Below are 19456 nucleotides of genomic sequence, written 5' to 3'. Positions count from 1 at the left end.
CTTTCCGCTGCAACAACGGTGCAATCATTGTGAACGAATGGCCTCAAAACACCATCGCTTCCTGTGGCTGCGACGCATCGAAGAAGCGTTCTGTTTCACTTGAGTCAGACAGAATCGGTGGCAGAGAAAGAGGGTTCGATCACCGATGAGCAATGAGGTTCGTTTTTGTCTGGAGTACCGGCTGACCGCCGGCGGTCCCGCGCATGCCGTACAGACGGCATGGATGGTGGATTCGCCGGCCACGCGCGCGCAGATCGAGGAGATGATCGCCAATGCAAGTGCGATGAATGCCTTGGAATCGAAGTGGTGGGTGGAGGAGCGCGAAAGCCGCCGTCCACCTCAACCGTGATAGTCCCCCCACGACATCCGCACCATGCCCGGCGGCGTGGGCGCATCGGCTGAGGCCAGCGTCACCGGCGGGTCGTCGTCCACGCGGCTCCTGGCGCGCGAGTCCCAGTCGTCGAGAAAGACCTGCTGGTAGTACTGCGCCACGTCCTCGTTGTGGATGATCAGGCCGGCGTCGCGGTTGCGCAGCACGCCGTCGCCCGACCAGTTGGTGCTGCTCACCAGCACCGTCTGGCCGTCCACGATGATTCCCTTGTTGTGGATGCTGCCCTGGACGCGGAACACCTCCTGACTGCAGCCCGCCTCGACCAGCTTGCGGATGTTCTCGGCAGCGCTGGTGCTGCCCAGGATGATGCGCAGGTCGAGGTCCGGCTCGGTGCTGCGCTGCGCGATCTTGCGCAGCAGCGCGCGAAAGTCGGCGTCCTTGTCCGCATCGCTCCAGGTCATGTAGGCGAATTGCAGGTACAGCGAGGTCTGCGCGCTGTCGATGAGCGCATTGATGTGCGGCAGGTAGTTGTCCGGCGTGAGCACGGGCTGGACCTTGACCGTGGTCTTCACCGACGGCAGCCGCGCGGGTTCGACCGGCACGACGGGGCCCGCGAAGGCCACGGCCTGTTCCAGCAGGTGGTCGAGTGGGACGAACACATCGGGCAGCCTGAGTTTTTGCGCTACGTTCAGCGCCGCGTCGGCCGCGCCGTCGGCGTCCTCCTTCGCGGAGGCCGCGAGGTCGTGCTGGATATATTTCTCGAAGACCTTCGAGAGCACGGCGTCGTTGCAGATCACATGCCACTCGCGGTTGCCCTTGCTGAACATGCCCTTGGCCTGCGCAGGCGTGCCCACGGGGTCGATGTCGGGCTGGCTGCGTTTGCTCCAGTTGCCGCTCGAAAGCCAGAAGGCCTTGCCGTCGCGCACCGCCACTTTCTCGTGGTACGCGCTGGCGAAGCGGCGGCCCTTGCCGCACTGCACGAGCCAGGCCGTCAGGTCGGCCTCCTGCTGCAGCGTGCGCAGCTTCTTGCGGATGACCTGCTCTTCCTTCGTCATGCCGTCGTCCCAGCTCAGCGACGCCTCAATGCCGCCTTCGCGCACGAGGTCGATGAAGACCTGGGCGATGTGGTCGGCGTTGAAGTCGTACATCGCCACCGACAGCGAGCGCGTGGTGCCTTCGAGAAAGGGCCGCAGCACCGGCCACCCGGCGTCGGGGCCGACGTGGCACAGGAAGGGCTGCTTCACGTTGTAGGGCTTGTCGATGGGTTTGCCTGCGGGCGGCTTGTAGACGAGGTTGACGGCCGCTTCGGCGAGCGCGTTCACCGTGTCCTCGAAGTCCGCACTGGCGGCCAGCTGCCGCTCCGGGTCGGCCTGCATCACGCAGACGCGGTACGGGCCCAGTTGCCGGGGCGCGCGCTCGGCCACGGGCACCTCGGTCAGGGGCCGCTTGCGGTCGACCAGCACGATCACTGCGGGCTCGCGCAGGAAGCGGCCATCGACCAGCGGAAAGCCCGGCTCCGCCGCCACGTAGCCGGGCAGGGCGGTCAGCTGCGCCTGGTGGGCCGCGATCACCGATCGGACCGCCGCGCGCGCGGCATCGTCGAGCACTCTCATGGATGTTCCTTGGGAGGGGTTGTCGTGCACGTGTGTGCGGGCGCCTGCCGGCATGGCATGCGCGAAGGGCGCGACCCCGCGGGGCCGCGAGTCAGGAGATGTTGGGCAGGCGGCGCGACAGTTCGACCGATTCGACGGCCGGGTCGGCTTCGAGCTGCTGGAGCTTGTCGAGCGGAATCTCCGCCGAGAACAGGCCCGGCGCGATGTCGGCGCGCGCGGCGATGTAGTCCGGGCGCTCGGCGCCTTCGCACAGCTTGACCAGCACGACGACGCGCTCGCCCGACACCGGCGCGGGGGCGGCCGAAAAGTCGAGCTTCTTGAGCGAGCGCAGGTCGATGGTCATGAGAGGGCAGATGGGGGCCGGAACACAGATTACACCCCCCGTTCCGGTTCGGCACAACCGCGCCGGGTGTGGGGGTCATGGGCAGGTCGTCAGATGGCGCCGCTGCCGGCGCGGCCATCGCCGCGCTGCGGGTCCCAGCCAGCCGGCCCCGTGCCGGGCTTGACGCCCGCCTTGAGCCTGGCGCGGATGTCGGCGATGGTCAGCTTCTTGCCCGCTTTGTGGGCCTTGGCCAGCATCAGCGCGACCAGCCCGGTCACCGCCGGCGCCGCCATGCTGGTGCCCGACTTCTTCACCATGCCGTCCTTCGTGCGCGACTGCGCGGCCTTCACCTGCACGCCGGGTGCGCTGACCTCGGGCTTGGGCCGGCCGTCGCGCGTGGGGCCCGCGCTCGAGAAGCTGGCGGCGGGCTCGCCCGTCTTGCGGGCGTCGTACGCGCCGACCACGATCGACAGCTTGCCTGTCGACAGCGAACCCAGCAGGTGCGACTTCACGGGGTTGCCGAAGTACGACTGGCCGATGTCCAGGCGCTCGAGCCACGCATGGAACGGCACGTCGTCGGCGGCCAGGGCGTGCAGCCGCACCTTGAACTCGCCGTCGGGCCAGTTGGGCGCCAGCCAGATGCCGATCACGTTGTCCTTGTTGTTCGGGTCCGTGATGCGGCTGCTGAGGAACGCGGCGATCTCGCCGTTGCCCGCGCCGAGCGGAAAGTTTTCTCCCGGCGCCACGCTCGCCAGCACCTCGTTGTCGGGGCCCAGCAGTTCAGCGCGCAGGCGCTGGCTGCCGCCGTACCAGAGCTCGAACTCGCCGCCCCTGCCGTTGACCAGGGTCCACGACACATCGAGGTGTCCGTTGCCGGGCACGGTGCCCGCCGTGTGCGTGTTGTCTTCCTGCGAATTGCCGGCCGCCAGCACGATCGCGCGGTTGGGCTTTTGCGAAACCAGCGCGTCGAAGCCCTGCTCGACCAGCGAGGTGCCGTCGTGCGGGCCGCCGTTCGTGCCCAGGCTCAGGTTGACGACGCAGGGCTTGTCGCCGGCCCGGTCGAAGATGAACTTCACCGCTTCGAGCATCTGCACCGAATCGCCGAAGGAGCTGAACACGGCGTTGTGCCCGGTCCACGCGATGTCGCGGGCCGACATCTCGACAAAGATCAGGTCGGCCTTGGGTGCCACGCCGGGTTGCAGCGACCCCCGGCCGTTGCCGCCGGCAATGTCCATGACGTGCGTGCCGTGCGAACCAGGGCTGCCCGGGCTGCCCGCGCCCGGGTCGTAGCCCAGCGCCTTGTACGGGTCGGCTTTCTTCAACGCCTTGTCGATGTCCGCCGCCTCGAAGAGCCGGCCGTAGCCGTAGGGGCTGTTCGCCTTGGCCGGTGCGCCTTGTTGCCACAGTGCCAGCAGGCGCGTCTTGCCGTTGGCCTTGACGAAGTTCTGGTGCGCGAAGTCGCCGCCCGAATCGACCACGCCGATCACCACGCCGCTGCCGCCGCCCGTGCCGGCAAGCGCGGGGTTGTCGGCCTGCACGCCCATCGAGGCGAGGGTGTTGTTCAGCGCCGGCAGCACCGGCTGCGAAGCCTTCATGCTGAGCACGGCCGGATGCTGTCGAATGGCTTCTGCCTTGCCGAGCGGAATGCGGCCCGTGACGAGCACCGTGCCGTCGTCCGCGGTGCCGATGTCGGAGCCCGCATCGACATCCGGAATGTCCGCCCACTCGGCATGGCTGGTCACGCGCGCCACGACCGGCACCGAGTCGCCGTCGGCGGACGAGATCGGCATGCTCTGCTTGCCCGCGCGGCGGTTCATCACCGCCAGCTGCAGCCGCGGGTCCATCGAGGTTTCCACGTCCATCGGCAGGCGCTGGAGTTGCGCGAGCCCGAAGGTCGACACCGGCGAGAGCCGCGTGCACAGCGCGTCGGCCGTGCCGGCAAGCGCGGCGGTGAGGGCGGGGGAGGCTTCGCCCGGCAGATGGCCCGCGGCGGGAGCGTCGGCCTGCGCCGACTGCGCCACCATGGCCGCGGCCATCTCGGGCGGGAGGTCGACCCAGCTGTTGAGCAGCTTGATCTGCCCGGTCACATGGAGGCGCACGTTGCCCGACGACAGCGCCGGCGTCAGCACCCCGTGCGGCATCTTGGGGACTTTCGTATCAGCGGGCGATCGCTTCTTCGCGGCGACGCGCTTCTTGGCTGGGGCCATCGGTCGAATCTCCTTGCGCACGGGGTGTGGACGAGTACCGCGAGGTGTAGCAGATTGCCGTGTCATCTGTCACCCCGGCCGTGCGAGAAGGGCGGTCAGAATCGCCGCATGAAAGTGGTCTTCAAGCTCCTGCTCGCGTACCTGGTGGCGAGCTTCCTGGCGACGGGCCTTGCGCTGGTTCTTTTTCCGTCGCACGCGCATGTGCCTGCGGTGGTGGTGCTGCTTGCGTTTCCGCTGGTCCCGTGGACCTTGCTGGCCAACCTCGTGAGCGAGGGCTTCAGGGCCCGGGAGGTCGGGCCGCTGCTGGTGTTCGTGCTGGCGTTTGGCGGTGTGGCCTGGCTGGCGTTTCGCACGTCATCGAAGGCGACGACGCAGCGATAGCCGAACCACGCTCACTTCGCGACGATCTCGAAGACATCGCCATTCGTCGGCGTCGCGTTCTCGTGATAGATGTCGTAGAGGTACTGCGCAAGGTCGGTCGGCGCCACGTCGGGTGGAATCGCGAGCTGGGCGGGGCCCAGTTTTCCATCGGCGCCGACCCAGTGGCTGCGCCAGCGGGCATCGGTCATTTCGACGCGCAAGGTGTGGCCGAACACATTGAAGAGGTAGCGCATCGTCGGGCTCCGGGCAGGCACGAAAAGGGATGAGGAGACTGCCACTGTAGCGTGCGCGTCGTATGCACAATGGGTCGAATCGCTCCTCACATCCATCCCAGAGTTCGCATGGCAGACCCCAACGTACGCAAGACCTACGAAGCAGCCGTGGCCGCGCTCGGGCCCGCTGCCTTGCAGATGCTGGCCGATGGCGTGGATGAAGAACAGGTGGCGCGCTGGATCTTCGGGAAGCGGGACGACCTGAAACTGCACTACCGCGCGCTGACGCCATCAGCCGAACTGCAGGCCCTCGAAGCGAGATCGCACAGCCGCTACGGCAACACGCTGGGCCCGTCGATCGAGCAACTGCGCAGCGCGGGCAAGTCGTGGCGGGACATCATCGATTCGGCGGCGCGGCCGGGGACTCACTACCGCCAGGGCGATTGACTGCTACGGGGCGCTGCGCCAGCGGCCGGAGTTCGCGCAGACCTCGGCCTGCTCGCCATTCACCCGGACCTGTTCTTCATCGAGCTGCGACGCAGTGACCGGATCGACATCGAAGCCGACGCCGAGCAGATGCGCCACCTGCGCGTCTTCGATCGACAGCTCCCAGGTCAGGAACAGCTGCGTGAGATCGAGCGCAGACGGGAAATCGGCCGCATCGAAACCGTGGTCGCTGCCGCGCGGCACGACGGCGTGGGGCTGGCCGGTGTCGAACAGCAGCGCCGTGCCCCGGGTGAGCGCAATGCGCTGGCCCGTGACGGGGAAATGCACGTCCAGGCCCTTGTCTTCGCTGAGGAACAGGTTGCAGAAGGCCGCACCGCCGTACTGCGCGCCGTCGTGGTGGTAGCGGGCGCCGCGGCAGGCCATCAGGGCGACGTCGCTGGCGGGCAGCAGGGAGGCGGGCATGCCGAGCGTGCCCAGCCAGTCGGACATCGACTGCACGCACAGCGCGTAGTCGGGCCAGCGCGTGCGCGCGCGGGCCAGGGGCATGGGTTCGACATCGCCGGGTTCGAGCGGCACGTTCGTGGCGATCTCCCGCTGCCAATCGGCCACGAGGCGGGCCGGGGGCTCGGGCACGTCGAGCAGGGCCGCGTGCACGACGCCGCCCACGCTGCGGCTGCGCAGCGTGTCGCCATGCCAGAAATAGGAGGTCAGCAGGTCGTGCATGCGGGGGCTTTCAAGGCACGCAGGGTACACGCGGCGGGGCCCGCCGCACCCGGGGTCGGGGTCCGATGCGGCATACTCCCACCCCCTCACAACTCGCCAGAATTCCGCTGAATGGACAAGGAAGTCGACCCCTCCGTGCTCGCCGCCATCGATGAGATGCGGCTCTCCGGACCGCGCCTCACGCCGGTCGAAATCGTCGCCAAGATGGGGGTGTTCGACGCACGCGACAAGCCGTTCGAGCACGCCTGGCTTGCCACGGGCGACAACGTCATCGCCACCATCTGGGGTGAGTACGTGAGCGTGGCGGCCGGTGGCCGCTGGTTCTACCTGGAATCGCTCGACGCCCAGCGCCGCCCCGGCGGCGGCGTGCGCAGCGCCCAGCAGGCGCAGCGCGCCAAGGACCGCCTGGCCCTGCTCAAGCGCACCTTCGACGCCGGCCAGGGCTTCCGCGCCGTGCTGCAGACCAACCGCGTGGCCATTGCCGAACTCGAGAGCAACAAGAGCGCCAAGGTGTCGACGCGCGTGCGCGACGACGCCGACTGGCACGTGGCGAGCTGGGAACCCGAACAACAGCTCGCCGTGCTCGTGCGCGGTGCGCGCGGCTGGGTGCCGACCGATGCCGACATCACGGCCGCGAAGGCCCGTGGCGGCGTGGCACCCGACGAGGACGCAGCCCCGGCCGGTCCGACCACGACGGACGCCGTCCAGGCCGCGGCCATGGCTTACGTCATGGGCCACTTCAAGGGCTACGGCTACAACGCGGAAGACGTGACGAGCAAGGCGCTGGGCTACGACATCGAGGTGTCGAACGCCAAGGGCGCGATGCTGCTCAAGGTGGTCGTGAAGGGCACCGCCCCGGCGCTGCCGACCTTCGCGCTCACGCCCGACGAAAGCCTGTGCGCGGTGCGCGAGCCGCTGTGGCGCCTGCTGGTGGTGGCCGACGCGGGCACCGCGACGGCGGCGCACAAGATCTACAAGCCGACCGAAGTGGACCAGGCGCCGGGCTTCCAGCGCAAGGCCTGACCGGCCTCCCGGGGCCTCCCAGGCCACGCCGCGGCCGCACCTGTGCGCCGCGCGCGTTTCAAAATTCTTACAACTGAGCCCCCGGAAACCCGTCGTTTCCAACGGTAAAGTTCCGCCGTCCGGCGCGAACAGTTCGTGCCTTCGCCCCCTCTGTTCGCTCCCTTCATGTCCAACCTCATCGTGCACGGCGGTACGCCCCTTCGCGGCCGCATCATTCCCTCCGCCAACAAGAACGCGGTGCTGCCGGTGCTTTGCGCCACCTTGCTCACCGGCGAACCGCTGCGGCTGCTCGGGGTGCCCGACATCACCGACGTGCGCAAGATCCTCGACATCTTCCGCACGCTGGGCAGCGAGGTTCGCATGGACCACGAGAGCGGCACGCTCGAGCTGCACCATCGCGAAACTGCCTTCGACGCGGCCCGCCACCGGCTGCCCGAGGAAATGCGCTCGTCGATCATGCTGGTGCCGCCGCTGCTGGCGCGTTTCGGCGTGGCGCGGCTGGAAGACAACGTCAAGGGCTGCACGCTGGGCGTGCGCGAGATCGATCCGCACGTCGAGGTGTTCCAGCGCTTCGGCGGCGAGGTGGAGCGCACCGAGGGCTCGCTGCTGGTGTATGCCCCCGGCCGCCTCACGCCCACCGACCACTGGCTCGACTACGCCTCGGTGACGACCACCGAGAACTTCGTGCTGTGCGCGGCTGCCGCGGGCGGCACCTCGACGCTCACCAACGCAGCCTCGGAACCGCACGTGCAGGAGTTCTGCCGCTTCATGGCCATGATCGGCGTGCGCATCGAGGGCATGGGCACCTCGCGGCTCACGGTGCATGGCGGCGGCACGCTGGGCGGCGGCGAGTTCCGCTTCGACGAAGACTTCCATGAGATCACCACCTTCCTGGCGCTGGGCGCGATCACGGGCGGCGACGTCGTGGTGCGCAACACCGCGCCCGGCAACTTTCCGCTGATCGATCGCACCTTCGCCAAGTTCGGCGTGCAGATCGAGCATGCCGACGGCTGGTCGCGCGCCATCCGCAGCGGTCCGCTGAAGGTGCAGACGCCGTTCACGAGCAACGTGCTCACCAAGGTGGAGGCCGCGCCGTGGCCGTACTTCCCGGTCGACCTGCTGCCGATCTTCATTGCACTGGGCGTGCGCGCGCAGGGCAACGCGATGTTCTGGAACAAGGTGTACGACGGCGCGCTGGGCTGGACCGGCGAGCTGTCGAAGTTCGGTGCGCACGTGTTCTCGTCCGACCCGCACCGGCTCATCACCTTCGGCGGCCACGCGCTCACGCCGGCGGTGGTCGAGAGCCCCTACATCATTCGCGTGGCGATCGCGCTCTTCATGGTGGCCGCGAGCATCGAGGGCAAGTCCGAGATCCGCAACGCCACGCCGATCCGGCGCGCGCATCCGCGCTTCGTGGAGAACCTGCGCAGCCTGGGCGTGCAGGTGGAGTGGACCAGCGAGGAGTAAAGCGGCCGTGATCGTTACCGTCTCGAACAAGGGCAAGTGGCTGCTGATGCAGCTCGGGCAGTTGGTGCTGATGGTCGGCCTGACCTCGCTGGTGTTCAACTACGCCTACCGCTTCCTGGTCGACCGCACGATCAACACGCCGCTGTTCTATGCGGTGACGCTGCTGCTGGCGCTCGTGGTCATCGTCGCGGTGCGGCGCGACTACCTCTTCGTGTCGCGCTACGAGTTCACGCCCGAGGCCATCGTCGTGCGCACGGCGCTCGGTGCCTCCAAGCGCTTCGAGACGCAAGAATTCAAGTTCGTGCCCAGCCTGCACAAGACGATCAACCTGCCCGAGCCGAAGGCCTCGCTCTCGTTCGACGTACAGAACCGCAAGACGGGCCGCCGCGCCCGCAACTACGCCTGGACCGGCTTCCCGGTGGAAGACTTCCGCGCGGTGTGCCGCCTGTACGGCTATGAGGACGACACCGATTTCAAGCTGAAGGACTTCGGCAAGAAGCGCTGAGCCGGCGGGCGCTTCGCGTCTCCGTCCACACCACGATCACCAGGCCTGAGAGCACCATCGCCAGCCCCGCAAAGGCCGCCGGCGCCGGGCGCTCGTGCACCACGAGCAGGGCCAGCGCGAATGCCGTGACCGGTTCCGCGAGCGCCAGCGTGACACCCGAGGCGCCCGAGATGTGCCGCAGCGCGTGGCTGAACAGCAGGTACGACACGCCGGTCGAAACCAGGCCCAGATAGGCGACGATGGCCCAGTCCGCGGGCGTGGCCGAGAAGGGGCCCGAGAGGCCAAATGCCGCCGGTATCGCCACGGTGGAAGCCACGCCGAAGACCCAGAACGTGACCGTCGCTGGCGGTGAGTGGTGCACGAGGCGCTGGCTCACCAGCGTGTAGACCGCATAGCAAAGCCCTGAGGCGAGGCACAGCACGAGCCCGACCGGATCGGCGTGCAGGCCGGTGGCGCTGTCCGGCATCACCATCAGGCTGCCACCGCCGATGGCCAGCAGCGTGCCGAGCCACCAGGAGGGTGCGGGCGGCCTGCGCGACACCACCGACTGCAGTAGGCCCGCCCATGCAGGCCCGCTGCCCACGGCCACCGCAGTGCCGATGGCGATGCCCGTGGCCTTCACGCCCGCGAAGAAGCTCAGGTTGTAGCCGGCCATGCACAGGCCTGCGAGCAGCACCCAGGGCCAGGCGGACGATGGCACGGCCAGCGTCGAATGGTCGCCACCCTGCCGGCGCCACGCGATGAAGGCCGCGAAGAACAGCGTCGCGACCGCCATGCGCAGCGTGCCCACCCAGTAGGGCGAGCTGTGGGCGGACATGAAACTCTGCGCGGTTCCGGTGGTGCCCCACAGGGCAGCGGCGGCCAGCACCATGCAGGCGCCGGCGAGGGATGCGTTCTTCATGCACGCATGCTCGGGCGAAGTGGCGCTCGCAAATGTCGAGAGACTCTCGACCTGCAAAAGGATGCGGCGCGAAGTCAGCGCGTCGCGCGCAGCGCACGTGCGCCCAGCTGGCGTTCGCGCCGCAGCGCAAAGCCCAGGGCGCTGGCTGAGCGGTAGCCCACGCGCAGCGCAGTCGCCTCCAGCGGTGAGCCGTCACGCAGCAGGCGCTCGGCGGTGTCGAGCCGGTGCGCGCGCAGGTAAGCCTGCGGCGACAAGCCCGTCAGCTCGAGCAGCCGCGCATGAAAGCGCTGCGGGCTCAGGAAGTACAGCGCGGCCATGCGCGCGGTGTCCCAGGGTTCGTGCAAGGCGCGGGCCAGCGCGGTGTCGAGGCGGGCCAAGTCGATGCTGCGGCGCGCGAGGATGGCGGGCGCCTCCAGCACCTTGGCCAGCTGCAGCGCGGCGTAGGATGCGTCGATGCCGTTGCGGCAGGCGGCCGTGACGGCGAAGCGACGCAGGCGATCGACACCGGTGCCGTCCGGCGTGTCGATGACTACCATGCGCACGCCGCGCGGCGACATGAAGGTGTGCGCCATGCCGGCCGGAATGACCATGCCGCACGAGCTGTCGGTGAAGGCGGCGCGCCCGCCGATCTCCAGCTCCATGCGGCCGTCCAGCGCGTACATGATCTGCGCGTGGTCATGGTCGTGGCCCAGGTACTCGCCGCTGTAGTGGCGGATGCTGCAGCGGGGGGCGAGAGCGAGCGGGCGGCGCATGCGCGCGATTGTGCCGAAGCAGCGGGTCGCGTGGCGATGACCCCGCAGCCACAGCGCCCACCGGCTTCGCCGGAGAATGCCGTCATTCGACACACGGACACAGGAGCGCACCCCGAATGACGACGTTGCAACAGATCCTCGGCACCGAACTTCCATTGATCCAGGCGCCGATGGCCGGTGCGCAAGGCAGTGCGATGGCGATCGCGGTGTGCAACGAAGGCGCGCTGGGGTCGCTGCCGGGCGCGATGCTCGGGCCCGACGCGATGCGCAGCGAACTCGCGGCGATCCGCGCCGGCACCGACAAGCCCTACAACGTCAATTTCTTCTGCCACACGCCGCCGGTACCGAGCGACGAGCGCGAAGCCACGTGGCGCGGCGCGCTCGCGCCGTACTACGCGGAGTTCGGCATCGACCCGGCGGCCATTCCGACCGGGCCGGGGCGCAACCCGTTCAGCGCCGAGGTGGCCGACCTGCTGGCCGAGTTCAAGCCGCCGGTGGTGAGCTTCCATTTCGGGCTGCCGCCCGAGGCGCTGCTGGCGAAGGTGCGCGGCTGGGGCGCGAAGGTGCTGGTGTCGGCCACCACCGTCGAGGAGGCGCTGTGGCTCGAGGCGAAGGGCGTCGACGCGGTCATCGCGCAGGGGCTCGAGGCCGGCGGGCACCGCGGCCATTTCCTGTCGCACGACCTCACGAAGCAACTCGGCACCTTCGCGCTGCTGCCGCAGCTGGTGCGCGCACTGAAGGTGCCGGTGATCGCGGCCGGCGGCATTGCGGATGCCGACGGCGTGGCCGCGGCCATGGCGCTGGGCGCCGCCGGCGTGCAGATCGGCACGGCCTATCTGCTGACGCCCGAGGCCATGACCAGCGCGCTGCACCGCGCCGCGCTCAAGAGCGAGGCCGCGCGCCACACGGCGCTCACCAACCTGTTCACCGGCCGGCCGGCGCGCGGCATCGTCAATCGTGTGATGCGCGAGCTGGGGCCCATCGGCCCGGCGCCGGAGTTTCCGCTCGCCACCTCGGGCATCACGCCGTTGCGCGCCAAGGCCGAGGCGCAGGGCAGCGGCGACTTCTCTCCGCTGTGGTCGGGGCAGAACGCCACCGGCTGCCGCGAGGTGTCGTCGGCCGAGGTCACGCGGGCGCTGGCCAAGGGCTTTCGCTGACCCCTGCGGTCAGCGGAAGTAGGCGCCGTTCTTCTTCACCAGCACCGGTGCGCCGTGCTTCAGTTCGAACACGTCTTCGACCGAGAAGCGCGCCGTGCCGCCGAAGCAGTCGCGACCCTGGCCCTGGAGCGCGAAGCGGGTGCCGCTGCGATTCACGGCGATCGTCTTGATCACGCAGGCGTCGCTGGGGTCGCCGAGCGAGGCGGTCCGCGGCGCCGGAAAAACGCGTGCATGCGTCTTGCCGTTCGCACGGGTCAGCACGCGCAGCGTGGGGCACCGGGTGTCGGCGGTTGCGGTGGAGGTGGCGTCGCAGGTCAGATTGCCAGCTTCCGTGTAGCTGTGTTGCGACGCATAGGCGCCGGCATCGAAGCCCACGCAGAGGTTGGGGCGCAGCTGCACCGCGCGCGCGTCGAAGGGGCACACTGGGCCTTTCCTGAACTCGGTGGCTGGCGCGCCAATGGCCGCTACGCCCGGCAGGATCGTGGCAAGAAGTAAGCTCAAGGCCCGAAGGTGTCGCATGAACAAGAGATGCTTTCGTTTCGTTTCGCTCCAGTCTATCCAGCCGCCCGCACCATGACCGCACTTCATCTGCCGCTTCACTTCCTGCATCACCCCGCGCAGCCCGGCGCGGGCGACCCCTGGCTGCTCGTGCTGATGCACGGCGTGGGAAGCAACGAGCAAGACCTGTTCGGCCTGGCGCGCATGATGCCGCCGCAGTTCCATGTGCTGAGCCTGCGCGCGCCGTATGTGCTGTCGCCCGGCTCGTACGCGTGGTTCGAGTTCGAGATGCTGTCCGATGGCGGGCGCCGCATCGACGAGGAGCAGGAGCGCGAGAGCCGCTTCCTCATCGGCGAGATGGTCACGTCGGCCTCGCAGCAGCTGGGCATTCCGCCCGAGCGCGTGGTGGTCGGCGGCTTCAGCCAGGGCGGGATCATGTCGCTGTCGCTGCTGCTCACGCAGCCCGAGAAGCTGCGCGCCGCGCTGGTGTGGCACAGCCGCCTGCTGCCCGAGGTGGTGCCGCACATTGCGCCGCCCGAGGCCTTCGCGGGCAAGGCGCTGTGGGTGAGCCATGGCAGCGCCGACAACGTGATTCCGCCGAGCGCCGCGCAGGCCACGCGCGAGCGGGTGCGCGGGTTGCCGCTGGCGCTGTCGGGCTCGGACTTTCCGGGCGCGCACGAGATCCGACCGGCCGAGCTGCAGGGCACGCTGGCTTGGCTGCAGGCGCTCAGCGCGCAGCCAACCGCGCCATGACCATCGCTTCCATCTCGTCGACCCACGTATCGCCCGCCGCGTCGTCGGGCTGCACCAGCAGCCGGTAGCGGCGACCACCCCAGGCCGCAGTCAGCAGCGCCTGCACCGTGGCGGGCGAGGGCGGCGGCTGCAGGTCGCGGCAGGCGGCGAAGGCCTGCGTCCAGCGCGCGAGCAGCTCGTCGTACACGCGCCGGTGGTGCTTGGGCTCCGCCACGCGGTGTTCGAGCATCAGCATCTCGTGGTCGAACGCGGGCAGCCCATCGATGCGCGTGTCGCAGGTGAGGCGCACGAGGCGCTGTGTGCGTTCGCGCCAGTCGATGTCTGAAGGCGCGATCACGTCCGCGTCGAGCCGCGCGAGCAGCGCTTCGACGCAGTGGCGCACATAGCCCGAGAGCAGGGCTTCCTTGTCGGGAAAGTAGTCGTAGAAGGTGCCGACGGCGATGCCGGTTTCGAGCGCCACGGCGCGCGTGGTCACGCCCTCCCAGCCCTGCGCGCGCCAAATCCGAACAAAGGCGTCGTAGATCGCCTGCACGGTGAATTTGCTGCGCGCCTGCGTGGGGCGTTTCAGGGGCTTGGAGCGGGGTGCGGCGGGCATGGACCGGGTTTCCGAACCCGCGGCGAAGCGGGCCGTCCTACAGTTTGCGAATGAACAACGCATTCACTTTAACCCGCCTCGAAACGCGCAAGGACGCCCTCGGGACCACCCGCATCGTCACCTCGGAAGACGCCGGCAGCCTTGCCGCGGGCGAGGTGCTGATGAAGATCGAGCGCTTCTCGCTCACCACCAACAACATCACCTACGCGGCCTTCGGCGATGCGGTGATGAAGTACTGGCAGTTCTTTCCCACCGGCGACGCCGACTGGGGCCACATGCCGGCCTGGGGCTTTGCCGATGTGGAGGCATCGAACGTCGAAGGCGTGGCCGTGGGCGAGCGTTTCTACGGCTACTTCCCCATTGCGAGCCACCTGCGCATGCAGCCCGTGCGCGTGACGCCGCGCGGGTTCTATGACGGCGCGGCGCACCGCAGCGAGCTGGTGTCGGCCTACAACCAGTACATGCGCTGCAGCCACGACGCGGGCTACGTCGCCGCGCTGGAGGACTACCAGATGCTGGTGCGCCCGCTGTTCATCACCTCGTTCATGCTGGCCGACTTCCTGGAAGACAACGCCTTCTTCGGCGCGACGCAGGTGGTGGTGTCGAGCGCATCGAGCAAGACGGCGTTCGGCACGGCCTTCTGCCTCGGCCGCCGCGAGGGCGTGCAGCTGATCGCGGCCACGTCGGAAGGCAACCGCGCCTTCGTCGAAGCGCTGGGCTGCTACGACCGCACGGTGGCCTACGGCGAGATCGCCACGCTGGCGGCCAACGTGCCCACGCTGTATGTCGACTTCGCGGGCCACGACGACCTGCGCGTCACCGTGCACCACCACTTCGGCGAATCGCTGGTGTACGACTGCTATGCGGGCTCGGCGCAGAAGACCGAATTTCTCGGCGACACCAGCGCGCTGCCCGGCCCTACGCCGCTGCTGTATTTCGCGCCGGTGCAGATCCGCAAGCGGAATGCCGACTGGGGCCCGCAGGAGGTGAACCGCCGTTTCAATGAAGCGCAGGGCCGCTTCATCTCCGAGCTGAGCCGCCCGGGCAACCGCTGGATGACGCTGGCGCAGGGCCGCGGCTTCGCGCATGCGCAGGCCGTGATCGCTGACCTGCATGCGGGCCGCGTCGATCCGCGCGAGGCGCATGTGGTGCGCATTGGCGCCGAGTGACGGGCTGACCGACTGAACTTCGGCGCGGGTGGGGCGTCACAGGGGGTTACGAGAACGTGGCGATCGTGCGGCCCTGGCGGGCCATCCTGGTGCACCATTGCCTTTCGTCTCCCCACTGCCATCCCGCAAAAGGAAACCGCCCATGTCCGACGCCGACTCCCCCCGCGACACCCCCGAATTCCGACCCCGCAAAGAAATGCCGATGGGCACCATCATCGGCCTCGTTCTCGTCGTGCTGGTGGCGGCTTATTTCGGCTGGCGCTGGTACCAGCAGCAGCAACTGGCGCCACTGCCGAACGCGCCCGTGGCCGCCGTCGCGCCGAACGACGCGCCCCCCGAGCCGCCCAAGGCCGCGGAGCCCATCGGCCCGCAGAACCCGGTCGAAGCACTCGCCCCACCCGATGCGGCGCTGCCCGCGCTGGCCAGTTCCGATGCGCGCGTGATGAAGGCGCTCACCGAGCTGCTGGGCGGCAAGGCCGTGGCGGCCTACCTGCAGTCCGACGGCGTGGCGCGGCGCTTCGTCGCCACGGTCGACAACCTGTCGCGCGAGCAGGCGCCCGCGAGCAAGTGGCCGGTGCGGCCCGCGCCGCAGCGCTTCATCACCGAAGGGCCGCAGCAGGGCGGCGTGCAGACCATCGCGGCGAACAACGCGGCGCGCTACAACGGCATCGTGATGCTGGCGGGGTCGGTCGATCCGGCCAAGGCGGCGGCGGTGTATGCACGGCTGTACCCGCTTTTCCAGCAGGCGTACGAAGAGCTGGGCTACCCGGGCCGCTACTTCAACGACCGATTCATCGCCGTGATCGACCATCTGCTGCAGGCACCCGAGCCCACGGGGCCGGTGCAGGTGAAGCTGGTCGAGGTGAAGGGCGATATTCCCTCGCAGCGGCCCTGGGTGCGCTACGAGTACGTCGATCCGAAGCTCGAATCGCTCTCGGCCGGCCAGAAGATCCTGGTGCGCATGGGGCCCGAGAACGAGCGCAAGATGAAGGCCAGTTTGCGCGGCTTTCGCGAGCGGATCGCCACGGGCGACGTGGCCAAGAAAAAGCAGCCCTGAGCACCCTTGAGGCACGGCGGGGCGCTGCCCCACGTGCTGCGCGCCTGCACGCCGTGTAGGCGCTGGCCGATTGCACGCAGCGCCAAGGGCCGAGATGATTGCGCTCCAGACTTTGAGGGCAAGCCATGAACCTGATGAGCGTCGATCTCTACCAGAGCACCACCGACCCCGACAAATTCCTGGCGCTTCCCGCCGGCACCGACCCCACCGAACTCATGGGCCCGATGACCTTCGACCGGGACTATGCACACATCAAGCGCTACCAGGCGGCCTTCGCGTTCGATCCGTCCGAAACCTACGCGGGTGTGAACGCCGCGAAGATCGCGGCGGACCTGCTCACCGTGCAGTGGGCGATGTACCACCGCGAAGGCTGAGCGGCGGCACTGAGCCGCCGCGCCTGCGCCGTCCTCAGGCCTCTTCGGCTTCCTGGTAGTTGCCCACCGGCACGCAGCTGCAGAACAGGTTGCGGTCGCCGTAGACGTTGTCGACGCGGCCGATCGGCGGCCAGTACTTGGCCTGCTTGAGTTCGGCCAGCGGGAACGCGCCGAGTTCGCGCGAGTAGGGGTGGCTCCACTCGCTGCCGATCAGGCTCGCGGCGGTGTGCGGCGCGTGCTTGAGCGGGTTGTCGTCCTTCGACCAGACGCCTTCTTCGACGCGGCGGATCTCGCCGCGGATGGCGATCATCGCGTCGACAAAACGGTCGAGCTCGGCCAGCGGTTCGCTTTCGGTCGGTTCGACCATCAGCGTGCCCGGCACGGGGAAGCTCAGCGTGGGCGCGTGGAAGCCGTAGTCGATGAGGCGCTTGGCCACGTCTTCGGCGGTGACGCCGCTGGTGTCCTTGAGCGGGCGCAGGTCCAGGATGCACTCGTGCGCGACGTGGCCGTTGGGGCTCGCGTACAGCGTGGGGTAGTGGTCCTTCAGGCGCGCGCTGATGTAGTTGGCGCTGAGGATGGCCGTTTCGGTCGCGGCCTGCAGGCCCTTGGCGCCCATCATGCGACAGTACATCCAGCTGATCGGCAGCACGGCTGCATTGCCCAGCGGCGCGGCCGACACGGCGCCCACGCCGTTCGAGGGCACGCCGGCCGTGGCGTGGCCCGGCAGGTAGGGCACGAGGTCTTCGACCACGCAGACCGGGCCGACGCCCGGGCCGCCGCCGCCGTGCGGAATGCAGAAGGTCTTGTGCAGGTTCAGGTGGCTCACGTCGCCGCCGAACTCGCCCGGTGCGGCCACGCCGACCAGTGCGTTCATGTTGGCGCCGTCGACGTACACGCGACCGCCGTGCTCATGCACGAGCTCGCACAGTTCCTTCACGCGGGTTTCGAACACGCCGTGCGTGCTTGGGTAGGTGATCATCACGGCGGCCAGGTGGGCGCTGTGCTTTTCGCAGGCGCGCTTGAGGTCGTCCATGTCGACGTTGCCCTGCGCGTCGCAGGCCGTCACCACCACCTGCAGGCCCACCATCTGGGCGCTGGCCGGGTTGGTGCCGTGCGCCGACGAGGGAATCAAGCAGATGTTGCGGTGGCCCTGGCCCTTGGCTTCATGGAAGGACTTGATGGCCAGCAGGCCCGCGTACTCGCCCTGCGAGCCCGCGTTGGGCTGCAGGCTGATGCCCGCATAGCCGGTGGCTTCGCACAGCCAGGCGCGCAGCTGTGCGTCGAGCTGGGCGTAGCCCTGCAGCTGCTCGGCGGGCGCAAAGGGGTGGATGTTCGCGAACTCGGGCCAGGTGATGGGGATCATCTCGCTGGTCGCGTTGAGCTTCATGGTGCAGCTGCCCAGCGGGATCATGCTGCGGTCGAGCGCGAGGTCCTTGTCCGACAGGCTGCGGATGTAGCGCAGCATCGCGGTTTCGCTCTTGTGGGTGTTGAACACCGGGTGCGTGAGGAAGGCGCTGGTGCGACGCAGGTCGTCGGGAATCAGCGGCGTGGTGCTTTCGGCCAGTTCGTCGAAGCGCGGCATCGCGGTGCCGGCGGGCACGAACAGCGCCCACAGGGTTTCGATGTCGGCGCGCGTGGTGGTTTCGTCGAGCGAGATGCCCAGGTGCTGCTGCAGGCGCTGGCGCAGGTTGACGCCGCCGGCCTGCGCACGCTCGATGATCGCGGCCGTGTCGTCGCCGGTGCGGATCGTCAGCGAATCGAAGGCGGTGGTATTCACCGGCTCGCGGCCCATCTGCGACAGGCCCTTGGCGAGGATGGCGGTGAGCACGGCCACGCGCTGTGCAATGCGCGTGAGGCCGTCGGGGCCGTGGTACACGGCGTACATGCTGGCAACCACGGCCGGCAGCACCTGCGCGGTGCAGATGTTCGACGTGGCCTTTTCGCGGCGGATGTGCTGCTCGCGCGTCTGCAGCGCGAGGCGGTAGGCGGGCTGGCCGTGCGTGTCGACGCTCACGCCGACGAGGCGGCCGGGCAGCGAGCGCTTGAACGAATCGCGGCAGGCCAGGTAGGCGGCGTGCGGGCCGCCGTTGCACAGCGGCATGCCGAAGCGCTGCGTGGTGCCGCAGACGATGTCGGCATCGAACTCGCCGGGGGCGACCAAGAGCGTCAGCGCCAGCAGGTCGGCCGCGACGATGAAGGCGGCGTCGCACTGGTGCGCGTGGCCCGCGAGCGGGCGCAGGTCGTGCACGTGGCCGGTGGTGGCGGGGTACTGCGCGAGCACGCCGAAGAACTCACCGCTCACCATCAGGTGCGGCAGCGTTTCCGAGACGGTGCTCACCTTGACTTCGATGCCCAGCGGCGCGGCGCGGGTCTTGATGACTTCGATGGTCTGCGGGTGGCAGTCACCGGACACGAGGAACACGTTGCTCTTGCTCTTCACGCTGCGCTTGGCGAGCGTCATGGCCTCGGCGGCGGCCGTGGCCTCGTCGAGCATCGACGCGTTGGCGATGGCCATGCCCGTGAGGTCGCACACCATCGTCTGGAAGTTGAGCAGAGCTTCCATGCGGCCCTGCGAGATCTCGGCCTGGTAGGGCGTGTAGGCCGTGTACCAGGCGGGGTTCTCCAGGATGTTGCGCAGGATCACGCCCGGCGTGTGCGTGCCGTAATAGCCTTGGCCGATGAAGCTCTGGAACACCTTGTTCTTCGATGCCAGCGTCTTCAGCTCGGCCAGCGCGTCGGCCTCGGTGACGGGCGCGGGCAGGCGCATCGGCCGGGCGCGGCGGATAGCCGCCGGCACGATGCCGTCGATGAGCTCCGCGCGCGTTTCCGAGCCGATCACCGGCAGCATGCGCGCCTCGTCCGCTGCATCGATGCCGATGTGACGGGCGAGGAATTCTTCGGCGTTCTCTAGTTCTTGCAAAGAGGGAAGGGCGGGAATCGGCATGGCGGTGAAGGCTCGGGGGAAGAAG

21 protein-coding genes are annotated in these 19456 nt (G+C 68.8%); 11 read left to right on the top strand and 10 right to left on the bottom strand.

Annotated features, from left to right (window positions below):
- Positions 1-145: 145 nt before the first annotated feature.
- Entirely contained in the window at positions 146-349 is a 204-nt protein-coding gene (locus tag CY658_RS30470; protein WP_101493723.1) for a hypothetical protein, read from the top strand.
- On the opposite strand, the gene CY658_RS30465 is transcribed toward CY658_RS30470, so the two are convergent.
- From CY658_RS30465 to CY658_RS30455, 3 genes are all read right to left on the bottom strand, one after another.
- Positions 340-1944 carry a phospholipase D-like domain-containing protein gene (locus CY658_RS30465; RefSeq protein ID WP_101493722.1) on the bottom strand — a complete coding sequence of 535 codons (1605 nt, stop codon included), beginning with the start codon at positions 1942-1944 and terminating at the stop codon, positions 340-342. The two genes, CY658_RS30470 and CY658_RS30465, sit on opposite strands and share 10 nt — an antisense overlap.
- Positions 1945-2035: 91 nt before the next feature.
- The gene (locus CY658_RS30460; RefSeq protein ID WP_099796436.1) at positions 2036-2287 is read right to left on the bottom strand and encodes a hypothetical protein; all 252 of its coding nucleotides are present in this window, start codon (positions 2285-2287) and stop codon (positions 2036-2038) included.
- Positions 2288-2376: 89 nt separating this feature from the next.
- Positions 2377-4473 carry a S8 family serine peptidase gene (locus tag CY658_RS30455; protein ID WP_180839088.1) on the bottom strand — a complete coding sequence of 699 codons (2097 nt, stop codon included), beginning with the start codon at positions 4471-4473 and terminating at the stop codon, positions 2377-2379.
- 108 nt (positions 4474-4581) lie between these two features.
- On the opposite strand from CY658_RS30455, the gene CY658_RS30450 reads away from it, so the two are divergent.
- Entirely contained in the window at positions 4582-4854 is a 273-nt protein-coding gene (locus CY658_RS30450; protein ID WP_101493720.1) for a hypothetical protein, read from the top strand.
- Between the two features lie 11 nt (positions 4855-4865).
- Here the strand turns inward: CY658_RS30450 and CY658_RS30445 are convergent, their stop codons facing one another.
- Positions 4866-5087, bottom strand: a complete 222-nt coding sequence (locus tag CY658_RS30445) for a DUF7661 family protein (RefSeq protein WP_101493719.1) — start codon at positions 5085-5087, stop codon at positions 4866-4868.
- 108 nt (positions 5088-5195) lie between these two features.
- Here CY658_RS30445 and CY658_RS30440 point away from each other — a divergent pair, with 108 nt between their 5' ends.
- On the top strand, positions 5196-5513 hold the full coding sequence (locus CY658_RS30440; protein WP_101493718.1) for a hemagglutinin: 318 nt from the start codon (positions 5196-5198) through the stop codon (positions 5511-5513).
- A gap of 3 nt (positions 5514-5516) precedes the next feature.
- Here CY658_RS30440 and CY658_RS30435 read toward each other — a convergent pair whose 3' ends face one another.
- Complete coding sequence (locus CY658_RS30435; protein ID WP_101493717.1) at positions 5517-6236, bottom strand: hypothetical protein; 720 nt, start codon at positions 6234-6236, stop codon at positions 5517-5519.
- Positions 6237-6347: 111 nt separating this feature from the next.
- On the opposite strand from CY658_RS30435, the gene CY658_RS30430 reads away from it, so the two are divergent.
- The 3 genes from CY658_RS30430 (at position 6348) to CY658_RS30420 (ending at position 9231) form a co-directional block, all read left to right on the top strand.
- Positions 6348-7259 (top strand): protein NO VEIN domain-containing protein, encoded by a 912-nt coding sequence (locus CY658_RS30430; RefSeq protein ID WP_101493716.1) that lies wholly within the window; start codon positions 6348-6350, stop codon positions 7257-7259.
- Between the two features lie 165 nt (positions 7260-7424).
- The gene (locus tag CY658_RS30425) at positions 7425-8726 is read left to right on the top strand and encodes a UDP-N-acetylglucosamine 1-carboxyvinyltransferase (RefSeq protein WP_101493715.1); all 1302 of its coding nucleotides are present in this window, start codon (positions 7425-7427) and stop codon (positions 8724-8726) included.
- 7 nt (positions 8727-8733) lie between these two features.
- A complete protein-coding gene (locus CY658_RS30420) occupies positions 8734-9231 on the top strand; it encodes a hypothetical protein (protein ID WP_257885027.1) in 498 nt (165 codons plus the stop codon).
- On the opposite strand, the gene CY658_RS30415 is transcribed toward CY658_RS30420, so the two are convergent.
- Complete coding sequence (locus CY658_RS30415; RefSeq protein ID WP_101493714.1) at positions 9200-10132, bottom strand: DMT family transporter; 933 nt, start codon at positions 10130-10132, stop codon at positions 9200-9202. The genes CY658_RS30420 and CY658_RS30415 overlap by 32 nt on opposite strands.
- Before the next feature lie 74 nt (positions 10133-10206).
- A complete protein-coding gene (locus CY658_RS30410) occupies positions 10207-10884 on the bottom strand; it encodes a helix-turn-helix domain-containing protein (RefSeq protein WP_101493713.1) in 678 nt (225 codons plus the stop codon).
- A 116-nt stretch (positions 10885-11000) separates the two neighbouring features.
- Here CY658_RS30410 and CY658_RS30405 point away from each other — a divergent pair, with 116 nt between their 5' ends.
- Complete coding sequence (locus CY658_RS30405) at positions 11001-12041, top strand: NAD(P)H-dependent flavin oxidoreductase (RefSeq protein ID WP_101493712.1); 1041 nt, start codon at positions 11001-11003, stop codon at positions 12039-12041.
- Positions 12042-12050: 9 nt separating this feature from the next.
- Here CY658_RS30405 and CY658_RS30400 read toward each other — a convergent pair whose 3' ends face one another.
- Complete coding sequence (locus CY658_RS30400; protein WP_101493711.1) at positions 12051-12464, bottom strand: hypothetical protein; 414 nt, start codon at positions 12462-12464, stop codon at positions 12051-12053.
- Between the two features lie 150 nt (positions 12465-12614).
- Here CY658_RS30400 and CY658_RS30395 point away from each other — a divergent pair, with 150 nt between their 5' ends.
- Positions 12615-13292 carry an alpha/beta hydrolase gene (locus CY658_RS30395; RefSeq protein WP_101493710.1) on the top strand — a complete coding sequence of 226 codons (678 nt, stop codon included), beginning with the start codon at positions 12615-12617 and terminating at the stop codon, positions 13290-13292.
- On the opposite strand, the gene CY658_RS30390 is transcribed toward CY658_RS30395, so the two are convergent.
- Entirely contained in the window at positions 13267-13887 is a 621-nt protein-coding gene (locus tag CY658_RS30390; protein WP_101493709.1) for a TetR/AcrR family transcriptional regulator, read from the bottom strand. The genes CY658_RS30395 and CY658_RS30390 overlap by 26 nt on opposite strands.
- Before the next feature lie 50 nt (positions 13888-13937).
- On the opposite strand from CY658_RS30390, the gene CY658_RS30385 reads away from it, so the two are divergent.
- The 3 genes from CY658_RS30385 to CY658_RS30375 all read left to right on the top strand — a co-directional run bounded on the left by CY658_RS30385 (position 13938) and on the right by CY658_RS30375 (position 16487).
- The gene (locus tag CY658_RS30385; RefSeq protein WP_101493708.1) at positions 13938-15056 is read left to right on the top strand and encodes a DUF2855 family protein; all 1119 of its coding nucleotides are present in this window, start codon (positions 13938-13940) and stop codon (positions 15054-15056) included.
- A 142-nt stretch (positions 15057-15198) separates the two neighbouring features.
- The gene (locus CY658_RS30380) at positions 15199-16113 is read left to right on the top strand and encodes a DUF3014 domain-containing protein (RefSeq protein WP_101493707.1); all 915 of its coding nucleotides are present in this window, start codon (positions 15199-15201) and stop codon (positions 16111-16113) included.
- A 125-nt stretch (positions 16114-16238) separates the two neighbouring features.
- Positions 16239-16487 (top strand): hypothetical protein, encoded by a 249-nt coding sequence (locus CY658_RS30375; protein WP_101493706.1) that lies wholly within the window; start codon positions 16239-16241, stop codon positions 16485-16487.
- Positions 16488-16521: 34 nt separating this feature from the next.
- Here CY658_RS30375 and gcvP read toward each other — a convergent pair whose 3' ends face one another.
- Positions 16522-19431, bottom strand: a complete 2910-nt coding sequence (gcvP, locus tag CY658_RS30370) for an aminomethyl-transferring glycine dehydrogenase (RefSeq protein ID WP_101493705.1) — start codon at positions 19429-19431, stop codon at positions 16522-16524.
- Positions 19432-19456: the final 25 nt, after the last annotated feature.

The sequence above is a fragment of the Variovorax sp. RO1 genome, assembly GCF_002849325.1.
Lineage (GTDB): Bacteria > Pseudomonadota > Gammaproteobacteria > Burkholderiales > Burkholderiaceae_C > Variovorax.
Note: the sequence above shows the minus strand (reverse complement) of the source record. Positions and strands in the feature narration are given on the sequence as shown.

Excerpts from the sequence above, each read along its gene's own strand:
- CY658_RS30405 (WP_101493712.1), top strand. The coding sequence starts at position 11,001 with ATGACGACGTTGCAACAGATCCTCGGCACCGAACTTCCATTGATCCAG.
- CY658_RS30390 (WP_101493709.1), bottom strand. The coding sequence starts at position 13,887 with ATGCCCGCCGCACCCCGCTCCAAGCCCCTGAAACGCCCCACGCAGGCG.
- CY658_RS30415 (WP_101493714.1), bottom strand. The coding sequence starts at position 10,132 with ATGAAGAACGCATCCCTCGCCGGCGCCTGCATGGTGCTGGCCGCCGCT.
- CY658_RS30425 (WP_101493715.1), top strand. The coding sequence starts at position 7,425 with ATGTCCAACCTCATCGTGCACGGCGGTACGCCCCTTCGCGGCCGCATC.
- CY658_RS30380 (WP_101493707.1), top strand. The coding sequence starts at position 15,199 with ATGTCCGACGCCGACTCCCCCCGCGACACCCCCGAATTCCGACCCCGC.
- CY658_RS30375 (WP_101493706.1), top strand. The coding sequence starts at position 16,239 with ATGAACCTGATGAGCGTCGATCTCTACCAGAGCACCACCGACCCCGAC.
- CY658_RS30385 (WP_101493708.1), top strand. The coding sequence starts at position 13,938 with ATGAACAACGCATTCACTTTAACCCGCCTCGAAACGCGCAAGGACGCC.
- gcvP (WP_101493705.1), bottom strand. The coding sequence starts at position 19,431 with ATGCCGATTCCCGCCCTTCCCTCTTTGCAAGAACTAGAGAACGCCGAA.
- CY658_RS30435 (WP_101493717.1), bottom strand. The coding sequence starts at position 6,236 with ATGCACGACCTGCTGACCTCCTATTTCTGGCATGGCGACACGCTGCGC.
- CY658_RS30445 (WP_101493719.1), bottom strand. The coding sequence starts at position 5,087 with ATGCGCTACCTCTTCAATGTGTTCGGCCACACCTTGCGCGTCGAAATG.
- CY658_RS30455 (WP_180839088.1), bottom strand. The coding sequence starts at position 4,473 with ATGGCCCCAGCCAAGAAGCGCGTCGCCGCGAAGAAGCGATCGCCCGCT.
- CY658_RS30470 (WP_101493723.1), top strand. The coding sequence starts at position 146 with ATGAGCAATGAGGTTCGTTTTTGTCTGGAGTACCGGCTGACCGCCGGC.
- CY658_RS30460 (WP_099796436.1), bottom strand. The coding sequence starts at position 2,287 with ATGACCATCGACCTGCGCTCGCTCAAGAAGCTCGACTTTTCGGCCGCC.
- CY658_RS30410 (WP_101493713.1), bottom strand. The coding sequence starts at position 10,884 with ATGCGCCGCCCGCTCGCTCTCGCCCCCCGCTGCAGCATCCGCCACTAC.
- CY658_RS30465 (WP_101493722.1), bottom strand. The coding sequence starts at position 1,944 with ATGAGAGTGCTCGACGATGCCGCGCGCGCGGCGGTCCGATCGGTGATC.
- CY658_RS30430 (WP_101493716.1), top strand. The coding sequence starts at position 6,348 with ATGGACAAGGAAGTCGACCCCTCCGTGCTCGCCGCCATCGATGAGATG.
- CY658_RS30440 (WP_101493718.1), top strand. The coding sequence starts at position 5,196 with ATGGCAGACCCCAACGTACGCAAGACCTACGAAGCAGCCGTGGCCGCG.
- CY658_RS30450 (WP_101493720.1), top strand. The coding sequence starts at position 4,582 with ATGAAAGTGGTCTTCAAGCTCCTGCTCGCGTACCTGGTGGCGAGCTTC.
- CY658_RS30395 (WP_101493710.1), top strand. The coding sequence starts at position 12,615 with ATGACCGCACTTCATCTGCCGCTTCACTTCCTGCATCACCCCGCGCAG.